Below are 21,876 nucleotides of genomic sequence, written 5' to 3' on the forward strand. Positions count from 1 at the left end.
CCATGCGCCGCCTGCTTGCCACTATTGTGCTGTCATTGACCGTGTTGGGTGCCGCGGCTGCGCCGCCGGCCTTTATCGCTGCCGACGTGCCTGAAGCCCGGCTGGCGGGCGAGGGCGAATACACGTGGTTCGGCATGCGTATTTATCGGGCGCAACTGTGGGTGGGCCCGCAAGGCTACCAGGGCGCGGCGTCCGAAACGGCGCCGTTTGTGCTGGAATTGCGCTATGCGCGTGCGCTCGATGGCAAGAAGATCGCCGAAGCCAGTCATGAACAGATGCAAAAGTTGGGCGTGGGCACGGAAGCGCAGCGCCTGGCCTGGCTGTCCACCATGCAGCGAATCTTTCCTGACGTTAAGGAAGACCAGCGCATCGCGGGCGTCTACCGGGCCGGCATCGCGCCTGGCGTACGCTTTTATCTCGACGGCAAGGTGCTGGCTGACGTGACGGATGGCGATTTCGCGCGCGCCTTCTTTGCCATCTGGCTGTCGCCATCGACAACGGCACCGAAGCTGCGCGCGGCCTTGCTGCAGAGTGCGGCGCCGCTGCCATGAATGCCGTGGGCAGCGCCTTGAACTTGCCGGCCTTGTTCAGTTATGGCCTGTTCGGCTTGCCGCTGGCCATGCTGGCGCTACCCATCTATATATATGTCGCGCCGTTTTATGCGCAGCGCAGCAGCCTGGACCTGGCGCAGATCGGCGCCGTGCTGCTGGCGGCCCGCATCGCCGCCGCCTTCATCGATCCGGCCCTCGGTGCCTGGATGGCGCGTGGCGGGCGCAGCTATGCCGTATATGTCGGCGCCTCGCTGCCTTTGCTGCTGCTGGGCTTTGGCGCCCTGTTCCATCCACCGGCCATGCGGGAAACGGCGACCCTGGCCTGGTTCCTGGCTGCCTTGCTGCTCGTCTACACTGCCTATGGCCTGGCCGGCATCGCGCACCAGAGCTGGGGCGCGGCTCTGAGCCAGCTGCGCGCGCAGCGGGCGCGCGTGACGGCCGTGCGCGAAGGCTGCGGCTTGCTCGGCGTGATCCTGGCGGCGGGCCTCACTTCCTTGTTCGGCTATGACGGCTTGTCGCTGGCCTTTGCCGCCTGCCTGCTGGCCGCGGGCGCGCTGCTGCTGGCGCGCGCGCCGCGTCCCGCCTTGCGCAGTGCGGCAGAAGCGGTTTCCGGCAAGGGCTGGAAGCTGCCGTTTCGCCAGCGCGCGTTTCGCTGGCTGTTTGCCGTTTTGCTCGTCAATGGCGTGGCGGCCGCCATCCCCGCCACGCTGTTCCTGTTCTTTGCCACCGACTACCTGCGCCTGGGCCATTACGCTGGGCCGTTTCTGATCGTCTACTTTTGCGCGGCGGCCGCCTCGATGCCCGCGTGGGTGGCATTGGCGCGCCGCTTTGGCGAGGCGCGCGCCTGGGGCGGCGCCATGTTGCTGGCCGCGGCCGTGTTTGTCTGGGCGTATGGCCTGGGTGCGGGCGCCGCATGGGGCTTTGCCACGATCTGCCTGCTGTCGGGCCTGGCGCTGGGCGCCGACCTGGCCCTGCCGCCGGCCCTGCTGGCAGGGTTGATCGGCGCGGCTGGCCATGCCGGGCGGCACGAAGCCGCGTATTTCGGCTGGTGGAACTGGGGCGTGCAGATGAGCCTGGCGCTGGCGGCCGGCATCGCCTTGCCCCTGCTGGCCTGGCTCGGCTATGTGCCTGGCAACAGCGGCGACGGCTTGCCGGCCCTGGCTGCCGCCTATGCCTTGCTGCCCTGCGCCCTGAAACTGCTGGCGGCGCTGCTGCTGTGGCGCGCGCCTCTACAACATATATATAGTGAAACCGGGGAGTATCGACCATGCATCTGATGAAATATTGCCGGCGCGGCATGACGGCGGCCGCCTTGCTGCTGGCGCTGACCGCCTGTTCCACGCCGCCCACGCCGGCCATGTACGCGCAGGAAACACCCAAGCTCGATTTGCAGCAGTACTTCAACGGCACGCTCGACGCCCATGGCATCTTCCAGGACCGCTCCGGCAAGGTGGTCAAGCGCTTCACCGTCGTGATGCGGGCCAGCTGGGTGGGCGAGATTGGCACCCTGGACGAGGATTTCACGTATTCGGACGGCAGCAAACAACGGCGCGTGTGGACTTTGCGCAAGACGGCGCCCGGGCGCTTCATCGGCACAGCGCCCGACGTGATCGGAGAAGCCGTCGGCGAAGTGGCCGGCAATGCGCTGCGCTGGCAATACGTGCTGGCGCTGCCCGTCGACGGCACGGTCTACCACGTCGACTTCGAGGACTGGATGTTCCTGATGGATGACAAGGTCATGCTGAACCGCGCCGCCATGAGCAAGTTCGGCTTCAGCCTGGGCGCCGTCACTTTGTCGTTCAGCAAGCGTCCGCAGGCGGCCCCATGAATCGCAAGATCACGAGCTGGGCAGGCAAGCATGTGTGGATCATCGGCGCTTCCAGCGGCATCGGCGCCGCGTGCGCCACCTTGCTGCTGGAACAGGGCGCGAGCGTAGCCTTGTCAGCGCGCCATCGCGCCAGTCTCGAGCGGCTGTGCGAGGGGCAGCCTCTGGCGCAGGCATTGCCGCTCGATATCACCGAGCACGCGCAGCTGCGCGCCGTCAGCGCGCAATTGCAGCAGCAGTGGACGCATATCGACTTGATACTGGTGGTCGCTGGCGGCTATCAGGCCATGCGCGCCGATAGCTTCGACCTCGAGGCGGCCCAGGATTTGCTGGCCCTGAATGTGGGCGGCGTCTTCAATTGCCTGGAGCAAGCCTTGCCGTGGTTGTTGCGCCAGGGCAGCGGCGGCATCGGCATCGTCGCCTCGGTGGCCGGTTATGGCGGTTTGCCCAAGGCGCTCGCGTATGGCGCCAGCAAGGCGGCGCTGATCAACCTGACGGAGTCGTTGTATCTGGACCTGCATCCACGCGGGATTGATGTGTATCAAATCAACCCCGGTTTTGTCGCCACGCCCTTGACGGCGGACAACGATTTCACGATGCCGGCCCTGATGACGGCGCAGGACGCGGCCGCCGCCATGCTCGACGGCATCGAGCGGGGCCAGTTCCACATCCACTTTCCCAAACGCTTTACCAACACTATGCGGCTGGCGCGGCTGTTGCCGTACCGCGCCTATTTCTGGTTGATTCGCAAGGTGACGGGCGTATGAGCGCAAGTATGCCGGACACGGAACGCGTGGCAGCGGCGCTGGCGCGCCTGGTGGCGTTTTACGAGCACCTGAGCCTGGAAAGCCTGGCCCAGCTGGGTGCCGTGTATGCGCCAGACGCCCACTTCAAGGACCCGTTCAACGAGGTGGTGGGGCATGCCGCCATCCTGGCCATCTTCGAGCACATGTTCGTGCAAGTCGATGCGCCCCGGTTTGTCGTGCTGGAAAGCGTGGGGCAGGGGCAGCAAGCGTTCCTGACGTGGGAGTTTCGCTTCCGCATGAAACGGTTGGTATCTGGCGAACAGTGCATTCGTGGCGCAACCCATGTGCGCTTTGATGCGCAGGGAAGGGTGGTCGTGCACCGCGACTATTGGGATGCAGCGGAAGAATTGTATGAAAAACTGCCCTTGCTGGGCGGTTTCATGCGCCTGCTGCGGCGCGCAAGCCAGCGCTAAGGTGGTTTCTTGATACTTTTAAGAAAAAAATGCAAAAAAGAAGAAGTAAATAGCGTGGAATCGGGCCGCTAAAAACTTGATTTCGGTCAAAGTGTCGTTTTTTAGACACAAATATGCCAAAATATTGAGAAGGCAACATTGTAAGAAATTGTTTCAAGTGATGTGCAATTTACAAGCAAGAGTCGACCTCATCCGTTCCAATCGACGTATGGAAGCATTATCTGAAAAACATGGAAAACATTTCTATGTGAGCAATTTAAATTACCGGAAAGTCAGTAATTGTGTTGATACTCTGCCTATTTTTTTGACGCGCGCGCCGACGTCGAAAATGGTGCCTACGCCCCTGAATAATGCGGCAACGCACCAAAAACGGGCGCATCAATTCCCATTTTTGTGCGTTCGGCAGCAAAGATTGGCGATGCCGTGTATGCTTCGTTCCGTTTATCCATTATCACCTGACAAATTGTGCGCTTTGTCGCGTAAATCTTGGACGGCAAATGACGGGTAAAGCACGTTGACGTTTTAATCACTCGCCTGATACTGTTGCACTAATACAACGGGTGTCGACAAGGCATGCGCTATGATGGAATGGTCAATCAGGCCAATGCATTGGTTGGCAAGGGGCACTGGCTCTGTCGCGTAGTACGGTTGGCGATGGTCGGGATGCCTGAAAAAGCCCTCGGCCTGGTACCGGAAGTAACATGTTGGAACTTGATGGAATGTGAAACGGTCGTTATAGTGCCGCTTCCGGTGCCGTTTGAGCACCGAACCGGCGCACGAATGACGGTCGTTATGCAGCCTTCAAGCTTATCGGTGCAATAGCGTGCCGATACCGATATGAATGTTCCCCTGACCGGAACAGCAATGTGGCAGGTGGAGACCTTGCCCTCACTCATAAAAAGCGCTCTGCTAGAGCGCAGCTCGAGATGCATAGGCTGTATTACTTTTTGCTTCAAAAATTAAAGGAAATCGCAATGAAAAAAACTCTGATCACCCTGGCAGTTCTGGCAGCAGCCACTGGCGTAGCCCAAGCTCAATCGAGCGTTGTCATCTACGGTACCGTTGACGCTGGTTTCGTCAGCGAGCGCGGCGGTGTTAACGGCAACGTTAACAAACTGGACAGCGGCATTGCTTCGGCTTCCCGTCTGGGCTTCAAAGGCACCGAAGATCTGGGCAGCGGCCTGTCGGCACTGTTCGTTCTGGAATCGGGTTTCAACGTTGACAGCGGTACGCAAGACGTTGGCGGCTCCCTGTTCAATCGCCAAGCTTACGTTGGCCTGAGCAGCAAAACGACCGGTACGCTGACCCTGGGTCGTCAATACAGCCCTTGGTACAACACCCTGTCGAAAGTTGCTGATCCATTCGCAGCTGGCTACGCTGGTTCCGCTAAGAACTTGTTCCCAGCAAAAACGCTGACCCGCACCAGCAACACCGTGCTGTACTCGTCGCCAAACTTCAACGGCTTTGACGCTGACGTGGCTTACACCTTCGGCGAAAACGCTGATTCGAACAAAATCGGCCGTCAAATTGGCGCGTCGGCTGGCTACTCGAACGGTCCTTTGAACGCTCGTATCGCTTACAACACCACCAGCAACGACACCGCAACGACCGAAACCGGCAGCGCTCGTAACTGGTTGCTGGCAGCTAACTACGACTTCGCAGTTGCTAAAGCTTACGTCGCATACGGCGTGAACAAAGGTAACAACAGCGGTATTGCAAACAACGCGTCGCAAAATCCAAACGGCACGTTTACGACCCGTAACTCGTTCAACTACAACACCGCTGCTTACAGCAACGACAGCAACAACATCCTGGTTGGCGCTACTGTACCTGTTGGCCCAGCTGGCACCGTAATGGCTTCGTTCATCCGCACGAACGACAAAGCTGCTACGAACGCTGATGCTGATCAATGGGCACTGGGTTACTCGTACGCTCTGTCGAAGCGTACCAGCACCTACGCTTCGTACGCTAAAATCAAGAACAAAAACAACGCTGGTTACACTGTTGGCAACAACAGCAACATCGGTACGGGCGACAAAGCCTTCAACGTTGGCGTTCGCCACTCGTTCTAATATTCGCGCAAGCGAAGCTTAGTACCGCTGCCAGCATCCCTTCGGGGATGCTGATAAGCAAGGAAACGCGTCTCCAGGCTAGTCCTGGCGGCGCGTTTTTGCATTGGCGGCGCCAGTTATAATGGCGCCGTTACTCAAGTAAAGGAATGCCATGTATTCATACACATCGCCGCGCCTGGCCGCCATGTTGGCCGCGCTGCTGCTCGCTGGCGCCACGGGTGCCGCTGTCGCTGCCGTCAAGGGCAAGAAGCCGGCCGGACTGGAGCGCTACGGCGTGGCCGTCTACTCCGACCTGTGCCTGCAAAAGGATAGCGGCGAAATCGGCGGCCAGCGCGTCACCCTGCACCGCTTTGCCGAGGCTGATTCCGTCATCTATGAATTCACGGCAGGCGCGCTGAGCTGGCCCATCGTGGCCAACGACGTCAACCTGGATGCCGCCACAGGCGTTTTCGACTTCACCATCGCCGGTGCCGACAGCGAAGAGCGCACCATCGTCGGCAAGTTTTCCAAGGATGGGCAGACCCTGACCCTGGAAGGCGATTATTGCGGCGGCAACGTGCGCATGCCGATGAAACTGAGCCGCGTGCGTGATTTTGGCCGTCCCCTGAAGCATTGCACGCCATGCCCGCCGATGCCGGAAGCGCCGGCCGAGCCAGTGCCTGCCGAGGAAAGCGCGCCAGCGCCCGCCGCCTGAGCGATTGCTGCTGTCAAAAAGAAAAGGCTATGTCACCATTAGATGTGGGAATGCGCCCAAAGTTGCTTTCAATAATGTTTCCGGTGAGCGGATGCGCCTGGCGTCGAGTATCCAGCGCCATCCCAGATAGTTCGGCAGGTAGCGCGTCGCCACGCCGTGAAACGGCCCCATCCATTGTCGCAAACGGCTGTGATAGGCGTTGACGTTCTGCACGTGGGCGGCGCCCTGCACGCGGATGCCGGCGCGCAAATTGACGGCCTGGTGGCTGATCCCCGCTTCCCTGGCAAAAGCCCGATAGGCGGCATGGCCGTCGGTGACCAGCAGCACATCCTTGTCGATCATGGGCAACAAACAGTGGTGCAACTGCGCTTTGGTTAGCGCTCCTTTTCCCGTGACGAAATCGAGGGTCTGTCCCGTGCGGTCGCGCGCCACCAGGATGCAGACCTGTTCGTTCGATATGCCGCGTTTATGGGCATGGCCGCCCCGGCGCCGGGGCGGACGCGTCATCTGCCGCGCTCCCTTTTCCGATTCCAGCAGATATAACTCGTCTGCCTCGGCGATGCCGTGCAGGCCATGCGGCCGGTCCGTCTTGGCCAGCGATAAAAACCGGTGGCGCCAGCGAAACGTGGTGTTGCGATGCACTCCTAATTGACTGGCCGCCTTGCGCACGGAATCCGATGCCAGCAGGCAATCGGCATAGGCGAGCCACAACGATTTATGGCGCAAGCGGGCCAGCGGCGTGCCGGTGAGCGCATTGAAGGTGCGTCCGCATGGCACGCAGCGGTAGCGCTGCAAGCCGTGCGCATGGCCATGTCGGTGCAAGTGAGGCGAGTGGCAGGCGGGACAGGCCAATCGCGGCTGCGCCACATTTTCCAGCAGCGCGACGGTCGCGTCGTGTGGCGCGCTGCCACGCAGCAGGGCAATGCCTGCTTGCCGCTGGCGCTGGCTCAACTGAGCAAACTGCGCAATCAAGGTGATCCATTCGGCTGGCCGCATGATCTACTCCCTGTGTGATTGATATGCAGAGTCAGACAGCACGGCCAAGGGAAAATTCCGGCATTCCCCTACTTGCCGATGACAGAGCCAAAGAAAAAGGCCCGGTATCGACCGGGCCTTTGTTATTTGCAGCGTTGCAAGGAGCTTATTTGGCCGCCTGCGCTTTTTCCGCCGTGGCGCGGATGGTGGCCAAGGTCGCGTTCGGCGTGATCAGGTTGCCGTCGTAGCGCAGCTCGATCAGGGCCGGCAAGTTGTGCGCTTTGGCGTGCGCCAGCGCCCGTTGCAGGGCAGGGGCGAACTCTTCTGTCGTATTTACCACTTCGCCATGCGCGCCATACGCTTGCGCCAGCGCCGCGAAATCCGGGTTGTGCAGGGTCGTGCCCGACACGCGGCCCGGGTAGTCGCGCTCCTGGTGCATGCGGATGGTGCCGAACATCTGGTTATTGAAGACGATGATGACCACGCCCGCCTGGTATTGCACGGCGGTGGCCAGTTCCTGGCCATTCATCATGTATTCGCCGTCGCCGGCAAAGGTGATCACGGTGCGCTCCGGATGCACGATCTTGGCCGCCACGCCCGACGGCACGCCGTAGCCCATGGCGCCGTTGGTTGGCGCCAGCTGCGTGCGCATGCCGCCGTAGCGGTAGAAACGGTGGGCCCACGAAGCGTAGTTGCCGGCACCATTCGTCAGGATGGTGTCGGCCGGCACTTGCGCCATGATCTCCTGTGTCACTTGCCACAGGTCCAGCGGCGCCTGGCCATCCTGGAAGATGGGCGGCTGTTCCTGGTAGGCGGCCAGCTCGGCCTTGGCTTCGGCCGCAGTATGTTTCCATGCGGAAGCATCGACGGGGGCCATGGCGGCCAGCATGGCGCACACTTGCGGCATGCCGCTGTTAATCATCAGCTCGGCCTGGTAGACGCTGCCCAGTTCTTCGGCATCCGTATGGATGTGCACGAGGCGCTGGCGCGGCACGGGCGAGTCGAACAGGGTGTAGCCGCCCGTCGTCATTTCACCCAGGCGCGGGCCGATGGCGATCACCAGGTCGGCATTTTTCACGCGCGCGGCCAGTTTCGGATTGATGCCGATGCCGACGTCGCCGATGTAGTTTGGGTGTGCATTGTCGAGCAAGTCCTGGAAACGGAAGGCGCAGGCGACGGGCAGGTGGTTGCTTTCCGCGAACTGCTGCAGGTCGGCGCATGCTTGCGGCGTCCAGGTAGTGCCACCCAGCAAGACCAGCGGCTGCTTCGCGGTGGCCAGCATGTCGCGCAGCTGCTGCAATTGGGCGTCGGACGGCGCCGCTTGTACCGGTTGATAGGCGCGCGTGTCGGCGACGGTTGCCAGCGAGATCAGCATGTCTTCCGGCAGGGCCAGCACGACGGGGCCGGGGCGCCCGCTGGTGGCCACCTGGAAGGCGCGCGCCAGGTATTCGGGAATGCGTTCGGCGCGGTCGATCTGGGCCACCCATTTGGCCATCTGGCCGTACATGCGGCGGTAGTCGATTTCCTGGAACGCTTCGCGATCGACGAAATCGTTGCCCACCTGGCCGATGAACAGGATCATCGGGGTGGAATCCTGGTAGGCCGTGTGCACGCCGATCGAGGCGTTGGTGGCGCCCGGTCCGCGTGTGACGAAGCAGATGCCCGGCTTGCCCGTCAGCTTGCCGTAGGCTTCGGCCATGAAGGCGGCGCCGCCTTCCTGGCGGTTGATGATGAAGCGGATGCCCGAGTCGTGCAGGGCGTCGAGCACGTCCAGGTAGCTTTCGCCAGGCACGCCAAAAGCGGTGTCGACACCGTGGATCTGCAGGGCATCGACCAGGATCTGGCCGCCGGTACGGGGTTGTTGCGTCATGTTCGGCTCTTTATATTCTAGTGGGTGGCAAAGTAGTGGGACAAGCGGTGCGCATGCGCCTGCATGCAAGCAGCTTGCCTCATTCTATGTGAGCCGATTTGGCCCGGCTTTTGAAATGGCGACACCGAATTACACAATCCCCCGGCTGGTGCGGCGCGCTTTTGCAGAAATCTGCTGCGGCGCGGTACAATGGCGGGTGAAGCAGGCCAGACAGTCGCTGGCCGGCGCAGCAATGCGCTGGCGGGAGGAAGGTCCGGACTCCATAGAGCGGGGTGACGGTTAACGGCCGTCCGCTGAAAGCCGCAAGCGCAGTTAGCCCATGGTATAAGGCGAGGAATAGGGCCACAGAGACGAGCGTATTAAGTTACGGTGAAACGCGGTAACCTCCACCTGGTGCAATTTCAAATAGGCACGCGATGATGCTGCTCGCGGAGCGTGCGGGTAGAAAGCTTGAGCGCCCGAGTAATCTGGCGCCTAGAGGAATGACTGTCATAGCGCCGACCTGCAAGGGAAGGCGCCGTAACAAAATCCGGCCTATCGGCCTGCTTCACTTGAATTTCCGCTCTCTGGCTTGCCAGGGAGCATCTCGGCCGCAGCGCTTTGATCGCTGCGCGCCGCTCAAAAGCCCCCGCAACGGGGCTTTTTTTGTTTCTAAAAATAGAGTGGCGGAGATAAAGTTGTATAGACAACTTAAAGTGAGCAATTGGTTAAAGTTTCTTGGTTTTAATTAATTGCTGCATTGCAAAAATAGTTTTCCCACGTCAGGCCAGCCCCGGAAAACTGGGCCGGTACGCGCCACGGACGATTATTTTTTCTTTAAACCAAGTCTTTCGCGGTGCTTGATTGCTGTTGTGCCTGGATGACGAAACTATTGTCATGTGTCAACTAACTGTAAAAAATTCAATTTTTCGATTTCGTTTTTTTCGATGTTTACGGTAGGAAAACACATGTGTGCAGATGAGGTACCACATTCACTATCTTTCATAAGTATCTAATTTATCGATATATTTTTATTTGAGACTCCTTCAACGATATGCGCTAAGTCCTTAATTTCATTAATAAAATTCCTGTTTTGCCAATCGGAAACCGCTTGACCACTATCTTTGCTTCCTCTAAAGTGGGCAACTGTGTGAAAAAGTGTGTTTTTGTGGGAAATTTTCCCTTTTCATCGCGATGCGCAAGCGTCGCAACCCAAGCTCAAAAAAAGGTCTTTCGTGTTTCAAGGCGCGTCCGCAATCAATCTCGATGCCAAAGGCAGGATGTCTATCCCTGCCAAGCACCGTGACGCGCTGGCGATTCAATGCGAAGGCCGTTTGACCCTGACCAAACACCCCGATGGCTGCCTGCTGTTTTTCCCCCGTCCCGTGTGGGAAAGCCACCGCCAGCAAATCGCCGCCTGGCCCATGTCGGCGCGCGCCTGGCAGCGCATCTTCCTCGGCAACGCCGTCGACGTCGAGCTGGACTCGGCCGGCCGCGTGCTGATCTCGCCCGAATTGCGCAACGCCGTCGGGCTGGCGCGCGAAGTCATGATGATCGGCATGGGCAGCCACTTTGAAATATGGGATGCCGCCAAATTGGCCGACAAAGAACAGCAGGCGATCGATGCCGGCACCCCCGATGTACTTTCCAATTTTTCTTTCTAAGGCTCCGTAATGACACAACTCACGGTGCCGGAATTTCAGCATCGCACGGTGCTGCTCGATGAAGCGGTCGATGCCCTCGACCTGACGGGCGACCGCGCGCACGGCGTTTACGTCGATGGCACGTTTGGCCGCGGCGGCCATAGCCGCCTGATTTTGTCGCACCTGGCCGATGATGCGCGCCTGATCGGCTTCGACAAGGATTTGCAAGCTATTGCCACGGCCGAACAGATCGCCGACCCCCGTTTCCAGATCGTCCATGACAGCTTTGCCACCATGACGGCCAGTCTGGCCGAGCGCGGCGTGCAGCAGGTGGACGGCATTTTGCTCGACCTGGGCATCTCGTCGCCGCAGGTCGACGACGCGGCGCGCGGTTTCAGCTTCCGCAACGACGGACCGCTGGACATGCGCATGGATACCACGCGCGGCATCTCGGCGGCCGAATGGCTGGCCGTGGAAACCGAGCAGAATTTAGAGAAAGTGATACGCGATTATGGGGAAGAACGGTTTGCTTTTCAGATTGCAAAGGCGATTGTTGCTGGCCGGGCAGTCCAGCCAATTTCAAGCACACGACAGCTTGCCAGCATCGTGGCAGGCGCCGTCAAGACCCGCGAGAAGGGTAAGGACCCCGCTACCCGCACCTTTCAGGCCATACGCATTTTCATTAACAAAGAGCTCGAGGATCTCGAGATCGGTCTGAACCAGGCGTATGCCTGCCTGGCGCCTGGCGCGCGCATGGCCGTGATCAGTTTTCATTCGCTGGAAGACCGCATGGTCAAGCGCTTCTTCGCCTCGAAGGCGAACGTGGAGCAGCCTGACCGCCGCCTGCCGATCCGCGCGGTCGACTTGCCGCAGCCGGAAATGAAGCTGATTTCGAAAATGAAGCCGTCCGACGCCGAGATCGAGGGCAACCCCCGTTCGCGTTCGGCAGTGATGCGCGTGGCGCAGCGTTTGCCCATTCCAGTTAGTGGCGGCGCCCGATGACTGGCAAGCTGTGTGTCGTGCTGTCGGCCCTGCTGGTGTGCTGCGGCCTGTCGCTGGTGAACGCGCAGTATCAGTCGCGCCACCTGCTGATCGACCTGGAACGCGCGCAAGCGCTGTCGCGCCAGCTCGACATCGACTGGGCGCAACTGCAGCTGGACCAGTCCACTTTGGGCAAGCATGAACGCATCGAATCGATCGCGCGACGCGACCTGAGCATGACGCCGCTGACGGCGGCGCGTACGCAATACCTGACGGAGGGCGAATAATGAAGTTGGGCGGTAATAGCAACGGCCGGGTGGCGGCATCGAAAGGCGTGCCATTCTCGAAGAACCCCGTACTGGCGGTGCGTCTGCCCGTCTGGCGTTCGCGCGTCGTGCTGTTCCTGCTGTTCTTCGCTTTCGCCGGCCTGGGCGCGCGCGCCCTGTGGCTGCAGGGCGTGTCGACGCAGTTCCTGCAAAAGCAGGGCAAGGCGCGCTATGAGCGCACGCTGGAATTGCCGGCCACGCGCGGCAAGATCACCGACCGCAATGGCCAGGTGCTCGCTTCGTCCGTCCCCGTGAAAGCCATCTGGGCCATTCCCGACGACGTGCTGCAGGCGTCACCGGAAAAAATCAATGCGCTGGCCGGTCTGCTGGAAATGAACGTCAACGAATTGCGCAAGAAGCTCGATTCGGACCGCAGCTTCGTTTACCTGAAACGCCAGGTCGAGATGGACGTGGCCGACAAGATCTCCAAGCTGGGCATCGACGGCATCGACGAACGCAAGGAATACAAGCGCTTTTATCCACAGGGCGAAGTGATGACCCACGTGGTGGGCTTTACCAACGTGGAAGACGTGGGCCAGGAAAGCATGGAACTGGCGCAGCAGAAGACCCTCGTCGGCACTACCGGCAGCCGCCGCGTGATCAAGGATCGCCTGGGCCACATCGTCGAAGACATCGGCTTCATCCACGAACCGCATGACGGCAAGGACCTGACCCTGTCCGTCGACAGCAAGATCCAGTACATCGCCTTCACGCAGTTGAAGGAAGCGGTGGAGAAATTCAACGCCAAGGCCGGCGGCGCCGTGGTGCTCGACGTGCACACGGGCGAAGTGCTGGCCCTGGCCAATTACCCGAGCTACGACCCGAACGACCGCCGCAAGCTCACGGGCCAGCAGCTGCGCAACCGCGTCATGACCGATACCTTTGAACCCGGTTCGACCCTGAAACCGATCACGGTCTCGCTGGCGCTCGACACGGGCCGGGTCAAGCCGGGCACCCTGATCGACACGGGCCCGGGCCGCTACACCATCGCCGACCGCACGATTACCGACACCAAGCCGCACGGCGTGATCAATGTCTCCGAAATCATCGAGATGTCGTCGAACATCGGCACCTCGAAGATCGCGCTGGGCATGCCGTCGCAGGAAATGTGGGAAATGTTTACCAAGGTGGGCTTCGGCCAGCAGCCGAAATGGGGCTTCCCCGGCGCCGTGGCCGGCCGTGTGCGTCCGTATAAATCGTGGCGCCCGGTGGAACAGGCGACCATGAGCTACGGTAACGGCATTTCCGTCTCGCTGATCCAGCTGGCGCGCTCCTACATGATGTTCGCGCGCGACGGCGACACGATTCCCCTGTCGTTCCAGAAGGTCAATGAACTGCCCGTGGGCCAGCAAGTGATCAAACCGAAGACGGCCGCCGAAATGCGCGCCATGCTCGAACTGGTCGTCTCCGGCGCACACGGCTCGGCCAAGCGCGCCCAGGTTGCCGGTTACCGCGTGGGTGGCAAGACGGGTACCGCCTATAAAGTGGAAAACGGCCGCTATGCGATGCCGCGCAAATACATCGGCTCTTTTGTGGGCATGGTGCCGATGTCGGCGCCGCGCTTCATCATTGCCGTGATGATCGATGAACCGACCGGCCCCGCCCACTATGGCGGCCAGGTTGCCGCTCCCGCTTTCGCGGCGATTGCGACCAACGCGCTGCGCGCGATGAACGTACCGCCCGATTCCTCCGTTACCGAAATCGTGGTCCCGGCCAACGCCGGCCCGGAGGCCATGTGAAGTCACTCATGACCATACAAGACATCAGTTTGTGGATCAAAACGGCTGCCCCGTCTGGGCAGCTGACGTCCGATTCGCGCCGCGTGCAGCGCGGCGACGTGTTTTTCGCCTATGCGGGCGCCACCGATTTCATCGCCGCCGCCATCGCGCAGGGCGCCGCCGCCATCGTGCATGACGCTGTGGAATGGAACGCCGCATGGAGCCAAGTGCCGCACCTGCTGGTCAGCGACCTGAAACGCCTGGCCGGCCCCGTGGCGCATGCTTTTTATGGCATGCCCGACAGCGCCATGTTCAGCGCCGGCGTGACGGGCACGAATGGCAAGACCTCGTGCGCGCTGTGGCTGGCGCAAGCGCTGGCGCGCCTGGGCGTAACATCGTCCGTCATCGGGACGTTGGGCGTGGGCCTGTGCAAGCCGCGCGGCGCCATCGAATTCGACGTCACCGGTTACACGACGCCGGACGCCGTGCTGCTGGCGCGCAAACTGGCCGCCATGCGCGACGCAGGCGCCAAGGCCGTTGCCATCGAAGTGTCGTCGATTGGCCTGGACCAGGAACGCGCGGCCGGCATGCATTTCGACGTCGCCATGTTTACCAATCTGACGCGCGACCACCTCGACTACCATGGCGACATGGCGGCTTACGAGGCGGCCAAAGTCAAGCTGTTCGACTGGCCCGGCCTGAAAACGGCCGTCATCAACCTGGACGACCCCATGGGCCTGCGCCTGGTGCGCCACGTGGATGGCAAGCTGTCCGGCGAATATCCGGTCATCGGCTACACCTTGCAGGATGCGACGGCCTTGCCCGACTTGCCGGGTGTGCTGATGCTGCGCGCCAGCCAGTTCCGCAGCCGCAATGCCGGCACCGACTTCCATCTGGAATGCGCGCTTGGTGTGGCGCTGGTCAAGACGCAACTGGTGGGGCACTTCAATATCAGCAACGCGCTGGCCGTGCTGGGTGCCTTGCTGGCGCACGGCACCGGCCTGCGCGCGGCCATCGACGGCATCGAATCGCTGCAGCCGGCCCCGGGCCGCATGCAGCAGGTGGGCGGCCAGGAAGCGCCGATGGTCGTCATCGATTACGCGCATACGCCTGACGCATTGGAAAAAACCCTGGCCGCCTTGCGCCAGGTGGCGCAGGAACGGGGCGGCCAGCTGTGGTGCGTGTTCGGCTGCGGCGGCGACCGCGATCCGGGCAAGCGTCCGCAGATGGGCGCCATCGCGCAGCTGGCCGATCACGTGCTCGTCACCAGCGACAATCCGCGCAGCGAAGATCCGCACGCCATTATCGCGCAGATCGTCGCCGGCATGCGCGCAGACGGCCCGCAGCCGCAAGCCATCGAAGACCGTGCCGCCGCCATCCTGTCGGCCATCAAGCACGCGGCCAAGCCGGACGTGATCCTGTTGGCGGGCAAGGGCCATGAGCCGTACCAGGAAATCAAGGGCAAGAAACTGCCGTTCTCCGACGCCGACCATGCGCAGCTGGCCCTGTCCGCGCGCCTGACGATGATGAGGACGAACTGATGGATCGCCTCATGCACGCAAGCCTGACGGAACTGATGCCATCGCTGCAAGGTGCGCAGCTGACGGGCGACGCCGTTTTTGACGGCGTGTCCACCGACAGCCGCAGCGCCCCAGCCGGCTCGCTGTTCGTCGCCCTGCGCGGCGAGAGTTTCGACGCCCACGACTTCCTCGACCAGGTGGCCGCGCGCGGCGTCGCCGCCGTGGTGGTCGAGCGCCTGCCTGATGGCTGGGACAGCGGCAAGGTGCCGGCCATCGTGGTGGCCGATACACTGGCCGCGCTGGGCCGCATCGCCAACCACTGGCGCGGCCGCTTCAATGTACCCGTCATCGGCGTCACTGGCAGCAATGGCAAGACCACCGTCAAGGAAATGATTTCGGCCATCCTGGCGGCGGCCTTCGGCGAAGAAGCGCGCCTGGCTACGCGCGGCAACTTGAATAACGAGATCGGCGTGCCACTGACCCTGTTCCGCCTGAGCGAGCAGCACAAGGCGGCCGTCATCGAGATGGGCATGAACCATCCGGGAGAAATTGCCCGCCTTGCCGCGATTGCCGCGCCGACCCTGGCGATGGTCAACAACGCGCAGCGCGAACACCAGGAATTCATGCATACGGTGGAAGCCGTGGCGCGCGAGAACGGCGCCGCGCTGGCGGCCCTGGCAGACGACGGCGTGGCCGTCTTCCCGCATGGCGACGAATTCACGCCACTGTGGCGCGAACTGGCCGGTGCACGCGCCGCCATCACCTTCGGCCTGTCGAAAGAGGCCGACGTCAGCTGCACGCACCGCGCGGCCGAGGATTTTGGCAGCGACCTGTTCGTCAGCGTGCGCGCACGGGACGGCAGTCTGCGCCAGTTCTTTGTCGGCTTGCAGGCGGCCGGTGAACACAATGTACGCAATGCGCTGGCGGCCGTGGCATGCGCCGTTGGCGCCGGCATCGCGCCGGAACATATCAAGCAGGGCCTGGAGGCGTTTTCTCCAGTGAATGGCCGCCTGCAGAAAAAACGTGCCACCAATGGCGCCACCATCATCGACGACACGTATAACGCCAATCCGGATTCGGCGCGCGCGGCCATCGATGTGCTGGCGCAGGCCGCGGCACCACGCATCCTGGTGCTGGGCGAGATGGGCGAAGTCGGCACGCAGGGGCAGCAGTTCCACGAAGAGATCGGCGCCTACGCCGCCGCCAAAGGCATCGAACACGTGCTGGCGACGGGCGGCCTGGCGCGCCATCTGGTCAATCCGGCGCAAGCTGCCGCGAGCCAGGAATCGGGCACGGTCGTGGAGTATTTCGAACAGTTCGACGGTTTGCTGGCGGCGCTCGATGCGCATTTGTCCGGCCGTTCGGATGCAACAGTATTAATCAAGGGCTCCCGTTTCATGAAGATGGAACGGGCCGTGCAGCATTTGATTGGTTCAAACAACAATAACAAGGAAGCTCACTAATCATGCTGCTCTGGCTCGCTCATTATTTCCAGGACGACATTGGCCCATTGCGGGTCTTTAACTTCATCACGTTCCGCGCCGTCTTCGCCACCTTGACGGCGATTTTGATCGGCCTGTGCGCCGGTCCCGCCGTGATCCGCATGCTCACGCGCATGAAGGTCGGCCAGGCTGTGCGTACGGACGGCCCGCAAACGCATCTGAAAAAACACGGCACGCCCACCATGGGCGGTGTGCTGATCCTCATCGCCATCGGCATTTCCACCCTGCTGTGGGCCGACCTGTCGAACCGCTTCATCTGGCCGGTCTTGATCGTCACCCTGGGCTTTGGCGCCGTCGGCTGGGCCGACGACTACCGCAAGGTGGTGCACCAGGATCCGGAAGGCATGCGCTCGCGCGAAAAATACTTCTGGCAGTCGCTGATCGGCATCGTCGCCGCGTTTTACCTGGCGTTTTCCGTCTCCGTGTCGGAACCCGACGCGGGCCACGTGTGGAATCTGATCTACGCCTGGGTGCAGTCGGGCTTCGCCATGGACCTGCCGCCGAAGGCCGATCTGATCGTTCCGTTCTTCAAGACTATCAGCTATCCACTGGGCGTGTGGGGCTTCATCGCGCTGACCTATTGCGTCATCGTCGGCACCAGCAACGCCGTCAATTTTACCGACGGTCTCGATGGCCTGGCCATCATGCCGACCGTGATGGTCGGCACGGCCCTGGGCCTGTTCGCCTACCTGACCGGTAACGCCACCTATGCGCGCTACCTGTTCATTCCGCACATTCCGGGCGCCGGCGAACTGGTGATCTTCTGCGGCGCGCTGGCCGGTTCCGGCCTGGCCTTCCTCTGGTATAACACGCACCCCGCGAAAGTGTTCATGGGCGACGTGGGCGCGCTGGCACTGGGCGGCGCATTGGGCACCATCGCCGTCATCGTGCGCCAGGAAATCGTCCTGTTCATCATGGGCGGCATCTTCGTCGTCGAAACGCTGTCCGTGATCATCCAGGTCGTCTGGTTCAAGTACACCAAGAAGCGCTATGGCGCCGGCCGCCGCGTCTTCCTGATGGCGCCATTGCATCACCATTTTGAACAAAAAGGCTGGAAAGAGACGCAGGTTGTCGTGCGTTTCTGGATCATCACCATGATGCTGGTGCTGCTCGGCCTGACCACCTTGAAGCTGCGCTGATGATGTACGACGCTAAAACCGCACTGGTACTGGGCCTCGGCGAATCGGGGCTGGCCATGGCCCTGTGGCTGGCCCGCAGCGGTGCGCTAGTCCGCGTGGCAGATACAAGGGAAACCCCTGAGCGCCTGGCCATGCTGCAGGCCGCCGTGCCGCAGGCACAGTTCATCGCCGGCGCCTTCACGGCCGACCTGCTCGATGGCGTCGATTTCGTCGCCGTCAGCCCTGGCCTGGCGCCGGGCCGCGAACTGGCGCACATTGCGCCGGCCGCTGCCGAAAAAAATATCCCCGTGTGGGGCGAGATCGAACTGTTCGCGCAGGCGCTGGCCGCGCTCAAGGCGGAACGCGGCTATGCACCGAAAGTCATCGCCATCACGGGCACGAATGGCAAGACGACCGTCACCAGCCTGGTAGGCCTGCTGTGCGAACGCGCGGGCCTGGCCACGCGCGTAGCCGGCAATATCAGCCCGGCCGCGCTCGACGTGCTGCGTGAAGTGCTTGATGCCGAGCCTGCGCCGCAGCCCGTGGATGCGGAAGCGGAAGCGGCCGAACCCGCCGCCAGTACCTTGCCGCAAGCGTGGATCCTGGAATTGTCCAGCTTCCAGTTGCACACGACGTTCAGCCTGCAGGCCGATGCGGCCACGGTCTTGAACCTGTCGCAGGATCACCTGGACTGGCACGGCGACATGGCCGCCTATGCTGCCGACAAGGCGCGCATCTTCGGCGACGAGACCGTGCGCATCCTGAACCGCGACGATGCGGCCGTCATGCACATGGCCGATCCGCTGACCGAGACGATCACCTTCGGCACGGGCGAACCGGTGGAAGTGGACAGCTTTGGCCTGGTCAATGAACGCGGCATCTTCTGGCTGGCGCAAGCCGTGCCCAGCGAAGAAGTGATCGAGAAAAAGCGCAAGAAGAACGATCCGGCGCCGGAACCGGTGCCGACGATGGCCAAGAAACTGATGCCGGCCGATGCGCTGAAAATCCGCGGCCAGCACAACGCCTCGAATGCGCTGGCGGCGCTGGCCCTGTGCCGCGCCATCGGCCTGCCGTTTGCGCCGCTGCTGCACGGTTTGCGCGAATACCAGGGCGAGCCGCACCGCGTGGAGCTGATCACGGCAGTCAATGAAGTCGAATACTACGACGACAGCAAGGGCACGAACGTGGGCGCGACAGTCGCGGCCCTGTTTGGCCTGGGCAAGGCGTTTGGTGGCGTGGAACAGCGTCTGGTGCTGATCGCCGGCGGCGACGGCAAGGGGCAGGATTTCTCGCCGCTGGCCGAACCCGTGTCGCGCTACGTGCGCGCCGTGGTGCTGATCGGCCGCGATGCGCCTGCGCTGCGCGCGGCCCTCGAGCCGGCCGGCGTGGACATCGTCGACTGCGCCACCTTGCCGGAAGCCGTCAAGTGCGCCAGCAGCCTGGCGCTGGCCGGCGATGCCGTGCTGCTGTCGCCCGCATGCGCGAGCCTGGACATGTTCAAGAACTATGCGCACCGCGCGCAGGTGTTTGTCGACGCCGTGCGCGACATCGCCCTGGAAAACGGACAGGATATCTGATGGCCTTCCAACTGCCCTTCAGCTTTGGTTCCGGCTCGGCTGCCAAGCCGCTGGATAGCCGCGCGCGGCAGTCGAAGATGATGGACTACGACAAGCCGCTGGTGTGGGTGGTCCTGCTGCTCATGTTGCTGGGCATGGTGATGGTGTATTCGGCGTCGATCTCGCTGTCGGATGCGCGCAAGTTCGCCGCCTACACGAACAATTATTTCGTCGTGCGCCAGGCGCTGTTCATCGGCGTGTCGGTGATCGCCGGCGCACTGGTGTTCCGCATTCCCGTCGCCACCTGGCAAAAGATGGCGCCGTGGCTGTTCATCGGCACCCTGGTGCTGCTGGTGATGGTGCTGATACCGGGCCTGGGCGTGTCGGTCAACGGCGGTCGCCGCTGGCTGAACCTGCCGGGCCTGCGGCCGCAGCCGTCCGAGCTGATGAAGGTGGTGATGGTGCTGTACGCGGCCGACTACACGGTGCGCAAGCAGGAATACATGCACAAGCTGACCAAGGGCTTCATGCCGATGGCGCTGGCCGTGAGCTTCGTCGGCCTGCTGCTGCTGATGGAGCCCGACCTGGGCGCCTTCGGCGTGATCGTCTGCATCGCCATGGGTATCCTGTTTCTGGGCGGCGTCAACGCCATCTGGTTCGGCGGCATCGGCGCCATGCTGACGGCGATCTTCGTCACCATCATCGCCTTGTCGAAATTCCGCCGCGAGCGGTTTTTTGCGTATCTCGACCCGTGGCAGGAAGACAATGCGCTGAACAAGGCTTACCAGCTGACGCACTCCCTGATCGCCTTCGGGCGCGGCGAACTGTTTGGCGTGGGCCTGGGCGGCAGCGTGGAAAAACTGCATTACCTGCCCGAAGCGCATACGGACTTCTTGCTGGCCGTGATCGGCGAGGAACTGGGCCTGGTTGGCGTGCTGATCGTGATCGGCATGTTCTACTGGATTATCAAGCGCGCGTTCGACATCGGCCGCCAGGCGATCGCCATCGACCAGACCTTTGCCGGCCTGACGGCGAAGGGCATCGCCATCTGGATCGGCGTGCAGACCTTCATCAACATGGGCGTGAACCTGGGCCTGCTGCCGACCAAGGGCTTGACCTTGCCTTTGATGAGTTATGGCGGCACGGGTGTACTGATTAACTGTATCGGCCTGGCGATTTTGCTGCGCATCGATTACGAAAACCGGATCCTTATGCGCGGAGGCCGGCTATGAACAACGTGACAAACTTGAAAACGACGAAAAGACTGATGATCATGGCGGCCGGCACCGGCGGCCATATCTTCCCGGGCCTGGCGATTGCGCAGACGATGCGCGCGCGCGGCTGGGAAGTGAGCTGGCTGGGCACGACCCATGGCATGGAACAGGACCTGGTGCCGAAGAGCGGCATTCCCATGGACGCCATTGCGTTCTCGGGCATGCGCGGCAAGGGTCTGGCGCACACGGTCAAGGGCGGCTTCAAGATGCTGGCCAGCTTCTTTGCCATCCGCCGCTTCATCGCGCGCCGCAAGCCGGACGTGGTGATGGGCATGGGCGGCTACGTCACCGTGCCGGGCGGCCTGATGGCGCGCCTGAAGGGCGTGCCGCTGGTGCTGGTCAATGCCGACGCGGCGCTGCTGTTGTCGAACAAGACCCTGGTGCCGCTGGCGCAGCAAGTGTGCTTTGGTTTCCCTGCCGATTTCGGCAGCGCCGCCGGCAAGGCCGTCGTCACGGGCAATCCCGTGCGCGCCGAGATCCTCGCCATGGCGCCGCCGGCGCTTCGCTTCGCGGGCCGCAGCGGACCGCTGCGCATCCTCGTGGTGGGCGGCAGCCTGGGCGCGAAAGCGCTGAACGACAATCTGCCTGCCGCGCTGGCGTTGATGCCGGAAGCCGAGCGTCCGCTGGTGACGCACCAGTCGGGCAAGAAGAATATCGACGCCCTGCATGCCGCGTATGCGCAGGCGGGCGTGCAAGCCAATGTGGTCGACTTCATCGACGACATAGCCAAGGCATATACCGAGGCCGACCTGGTGATTTGCCGCGCAGGCGCCATCACCCTGTCGGAATTGACGGCGGCCGGCGTGGCCAGCGTGCTCGTGCCGCTGGTGGCGTCGACCACGAGCCATCAGCGCGACAACGCGCAATGGATGGCAAAACAAGGCGCGGCGATTCATCTGCCGCAAACGGAAATGAGTGCGGCGTCGCTGAGCACATTGCTGGCGTCCTTGACGCGCGATACCTGCCAGCACATGGCGCAAGCGGCACTGGCAGCAGGCAAGCGCGACGCCAATGAGGCGATCGCACACGTATTGGAAAAACTGGCATGAGGTT

The 21,876-nt window shown here is 62.2% G+C and carries 19 protein-coding genes and 1 other RNA gene; 18 read left to right on the plus strand and 2 right to left on the minus strand.

The window, feature by feature from the left end; translation table 11 throughout:
- Positions 1-2: 2 nt before the first annotated feature.
- The 7 genes from MRBLMS1_RS27960 to MRBLMS1_RS27990 all read left to right on the plus strand — a co-directional run bounded on the left by MRBLMS1_RS27960 (position 3) and on the right by MRBLMS1_RS27990 (position 6,361).
- Entirely contained in the window at positions 3-551 is a 549-nt protein-coding gene (locus tag MRBLMS1_RS27960; protein ID WP_128141344.1) for a chalcone isomerase family protein, read from the plus strand.
- The gene (locus tag MRBLMS1_RS27965; protein WP_485883588.1) at positions 548-1,828 is read left to right on the plus strand and encodes an MFS transporter; all 1,281 of its coding nucleotides are present in this window, start codon (positions 548-550) and stop codon (positions 1,826-1,828) included. Before MRBLMS1_RS27960 ends, MRBLMS1_RS27965 begins: the two co-directional genes overlap by 4 nt.
- Positions 1,819-2,379: a DUF3833 domain-containing protein gene (locus MRBLMS1_RS27970; protein WP_485883590.1), complete on the plus strand. Its 561-nt coding sequence runs from the start codon at positions 1,819-1,821 to the stop codon at positions 2,377-2,379. The genes MRBLMS1_RS27965 and MRBLMS1_RS27970 overlap by 10 nt, the downstream gene beginning before the upstream one ends.
- The gene (locus MRBLMS1_RS27975) at positions 2,376-3,143 is read left to right on the plus strand and encodes an SDR family NAD(P)-dependent oxidoreductase (protein WP_139091675.1); all 768 of its coding nucleotides are present in this window, start codon (positions 2,376-2,378) and stop codon (positions 3,141-3,143) included. Before MRBLMS1_RS27970 ends, MRBLMS1_RS27975 begins: the two co-directional genes overlap by 4 nt.
- Positions 3,140-3,595, plus strand: coding sequence for a nuclear transport factor 2 family protein (locus MRBLMS1_RS27980; protein WP_456148530.1), 456 nt, complete (start codon positions 3,140-3,142; stop codon positions 3,593-3,595). The genes MRBLMS1_RS27975 and MRBLMS1_RS27980 overlap by 4 nt, the downstream gene beginning before the upstream one ends.
- A gap of 974 nt (positions 3,596-4,569) precedes the next feature.
- Complete coding sequence (locus MRBLMS1_RS27985; RefSeq protein WP_485883592.1) at positions 4,570-5,667, plus strand: porin; 1,098 nt, start codon at positions 4,570-4,572, stop codon at positions 5,665-5,667.
- A 151-nt stretch (positions 5,668-5,818) separates the two neighbouring features.
- A complete protein-coding gene (locus tag MRBLMS1_RS27990; RefSeq protein ID WP_485883594.1) occupies positions 5,819-6,361 on the plus strand; it encodes a hypothetical protein in 543 nt (180 codons plus the stop codon).
- Positions 6,362-6,388: 27 nt separating this feature from the next.
- Here the strand turns inward: MRBLMS1_RS27990 and MRBLMS1_RS27995 are convergent, their stop codons facing one another.
- Complete coding sequence (locus tag MRBLMS1_RS27995; protein WP_485883596.1) at positions 6,389-7,357, minus strand: IS1595 family transposase; 969 nt, start codon at positions 7,355-7,357, stop codon at positions 6,389-6,391.
- A 145-nt stretch (positions 7,358-7,502) separates the two neighbouring features.
- A complete protein-coding gene (locus MRBLMS1_RS28000) occupies positions 7,503-9,206 on the minus strand; it encodes a thiamine pyrophosphate-binding protein (RefSeq protein WP_485883598.1) in 1,704 nt (567 codons plus the stop codon).
- A gap of 198 nt (positions 9,207-9,404) precedes the next feature.
- On the opposite strand from MRBLMS1_RS28000, the gene rnpB reads away from it, so the two are divergent.
- The 11 genes from rnpB (at position 9,405) to murG (ending at position 21,872) form a co-directional block, all read left to right on the plus strand.
- An RNA gene (gene rnpB, locus MRBLMS1_RS28005) (RNase P RNA component class A) lies at positions 9,405-9,759 on the plus strand.
- 661 nt (positions 9,760-10,420) lie between these two features.
- Positions 10,421-10,849, plus strand: a complete 429-nt coding sequence (mraZ, locus tag MRBLMS1_RS28010) for a division/cell wall cluster transcriptional repressor MraZ (protein ID WP_034748899.1) — start codon at positions 10,421-10,423, stop codon at positions 10,847-10,849.
- 9 nt (positions 10,850-10,858) lie between these two features.
- A complete protein-coding gene (gene rsmH, locus MRBLMS1_RS28015; RefSeq protein ID WP_485883600.1) occupies positions 10,859-11,830 on the plus strand; it encodes a 16S rRNA (cytosine(1402)-N(4))-methyltransferase RsmH in 972 nt (323 codons plus the stop codon).
- A complete protein-coding gene (gene ftsL / locus MRBLMS1_RS28020) occupies positions 11,827-12,096 on the plus strand; it encodes a cell division protein FtsL (RefSeq protein ID WP_034748894.1) in 270 nt (89 codons plus the stop codon). The genes rsmH and ftsL overlap by 4 nt, the downstream gene beginning before the upstream one ends.
- A complete protein-coding gene (locus MRBLMS1_RS28025; protein WP_034748891.1) occupies positions 12,096-13,874 on the plus strand; it encodes a peptidoglycan D,D-transpeptidase FtsI family protein in 1,779 nt (592 codons plus the stop codon). Before ftsL ends, MRBLMS1_RS28025 begins: the two co-directional genes overlap by 1 nt.
- 8 nt (positions 13,875-13,882) lie before the next feature.
- A complete protein-coding gene (locus MRBLMS1_RS28030; RefSeq protein WP_139091669.1) occupies positions 13,883-15,394 on the plus strand; it encodes a UDP-N-acetylmuramoyl-L-alanyl-D-glutamate--2,6-diaminopimelate ligase in 1,512 nt (503 codons plus the stop codon).
- 11 nt (positions 15,395-15,405) lie between these two features.
- A complete protein-coding gene (locus MRBLMS1_RS28035) occupies positions 15,406-16,836 on the plus strand; it encodes a UDP-N-acetylmuramoyl-tripeptide--D-alanyl-D-alanine ligase (RefSeq protein WP_485883615.1) in 1,431 nt (476 codons plus the stop codon).
- Positions 16,837-16,838: 2 nt separating this feature from the next.
- Complete coding sequence (gene mraY / locus MRBLMS1_RS28040; protein WP_034748886.1) at positions 16,839-18,014, plus strand: phospho-N-acetylmuramoyl-pentapeptide-transferase; 1,176 nt, start codon at positions 16,839-16,841, stop codon at positions 18,012-18,014.
- Positions 18,014-19,570, plus strand: a complete 1,557-nt coding sequence (gene murD, locus MRBLMS1_RS28045; RefSeq protein WP_485883604.1) for a UDP-N-acetylmuramoyl-L-alanine--D-glutamate ligase — start codon at positions 18,014-18,016, stop codon at positions 19,568-19,570. Before mraY ends, murD begins: the two co-directional genes overlap by 1 nt.
- Entirely contained in the window at positions 19,570-20,781 is a 1,212-nt protein-coding gene (ftsW, locus tag MRBLMS1_RS28050; RefSeq protein ID WP_139091667.1) for a putative lipid II flippase FtsW, read from the plus strand. Before murD ends, ftsW begins: the two co-directional genes overlap by 1 nt.
- A complete protein-coding gene (gene murG, locus MRBLMS1_RS28055) occupies positions 20,778-21,872 on the plus strand; it encodes an undecaprenyldiphospho-muramoylpentapeptide beta-N-acetylglucosaminyltransferase (protein WP_485883606.1) in 1,095 nt (364 codons plus the stop codon). The genes ftsW and murG overlap by 4 nt, the downstream gene beginning before the upstream one ends.
- Positions 21,873-21,876 lie beyond the last annotated feature (4 nt).

It is taken from the genome of Massilia sp. LMS1-1-1.1 (assembly GCF_040815535.1).
Classification (GTDB): Bacteria; Pseudomonadota; Gammaproteobacteria; order Burkholderiales; family Burkholderiaceae_D; genus Janthinobacterium; species Janthinobacterium aestuarii.

Coding starts and splice junctions, on each gene's coding strand:
- ftsL (WP_034748894.1), top strand. CDS start 11,827: ATGACTGGCAAGCTGTGTGTCGTGCTGTCGGCCCTGCTGGTGTGCTGC.
- MRBLMS1_RS28035 (WP_485883615.1), top strand. CDS start 15,406: ATGCACGCAAGCCTGACGGAACTGATGCCATCGCTGCAAGGTGCGCAG.
- MRBLMS1_RS27960 (WP_128141344.1), top strand. CDS start 3: ATGCGCCGCCTGCTTGCCACTATTGTGCTGTCATTGACCGTGTTGGGT.
- MRBLMS1_RS27995 (WP_485883596.1), bottom strand. CDS start 7,357: ATGCGGCCAGCCGAATGGATCACCTTGATTGCGCAGTTTGCTCAGTTG.
- MRBLMS1_RS27975 (WP_139091675.1), top strand. CDS start 2,376: ATGAATCGCAAGATCACGAGCTGGGCAGGCAAGCATGTGTGGATCATC.
- MRBLMS1_RS27965 (WP_485883588.1), top strand. CDS start 548: ATGAATGCCGTGGGCAGCGCCTTGAACTTGCCGGCCTTGTTCAGTTAT.
- murD (WP_485883604.1), top strand. CDS start 18,014: ATGATGTACGACGCTAAAACCGCACTGGTACTGGGCCTCGGCGAATCG.
- MRBLMS1_RS28030 (WP_139091669.1), top strand. CDS start 13,883: ATGACCATACAAGACATCAGTTTGTGGATCAAAACGGCTGCCCCGTCT.
- MRBLMS1_RS28025 (WP_034748891.1), top strand. CDS start 12,096: ATGAAGTTGGGCGGTAATAGCAACGGCCGGGTGGCGGCATCGAAAGGC.
- murG (WP_485883606.1), top strand. CDS start 20,778: ATGAACAACGTGACAAACTTGAAAACGACGAAAAGACTGATGATCATG.
- MRBLMS1_RS27980 (WP_456148530.1), top strand. CDS start 3,140: ATGAGCGCAAGTATGCCGGACACGGAACGCGTGGCAGCGGCGCTGGCG.
- MRBLMS1_RS27970 (WP_485883590.1), top strand. CDS start 1,819: ATGCATCTGATGAAATATTGCCGGCGCGGCATGACGGCGGCCGCCTTG.
- MRBLMS1_RS28000 (WP_485883598.1), bottom strand. CDS start 9,206: ATGACGCAACAACCCCGTACCGGCGGCCAGATCCTGGTCGATGCCCTG.
- rsmH (WP_485883600.1), top strand. CDS start 10,859: ATGACACAACTCACGGTGCCGGAATTTCAGCATCGCACGGTGCTGCTC.
- mraY (WP_034748886.1), top strand. CDS start 16,839: ATGCTGCTCTGGCTCGCTCATTATTTCCAGGACGACATTGGCCCATTG.
- ftsW (WP_139091667.1), top strand. CDS start 19,570: ATGGCCTTCCAACTGCCCTTCAGCTTTGGTTCCGGCTCGGCTGCCAAG.
- MRBLMS1_RS27990 (WP_485883594.1), top strand. CDS start 5,819: ATGTATTCATACACATCGCCGCGCCTGGCCGCCATGTTGGCCGCGCTG.
- MRBLMS1_RS27985 (WP_485883592.1), top strand. CDS start 4,570: ATGAAAAAAACTCTGATCACCCTGGCAGTTCTGGCAGCAGCCACTGGC.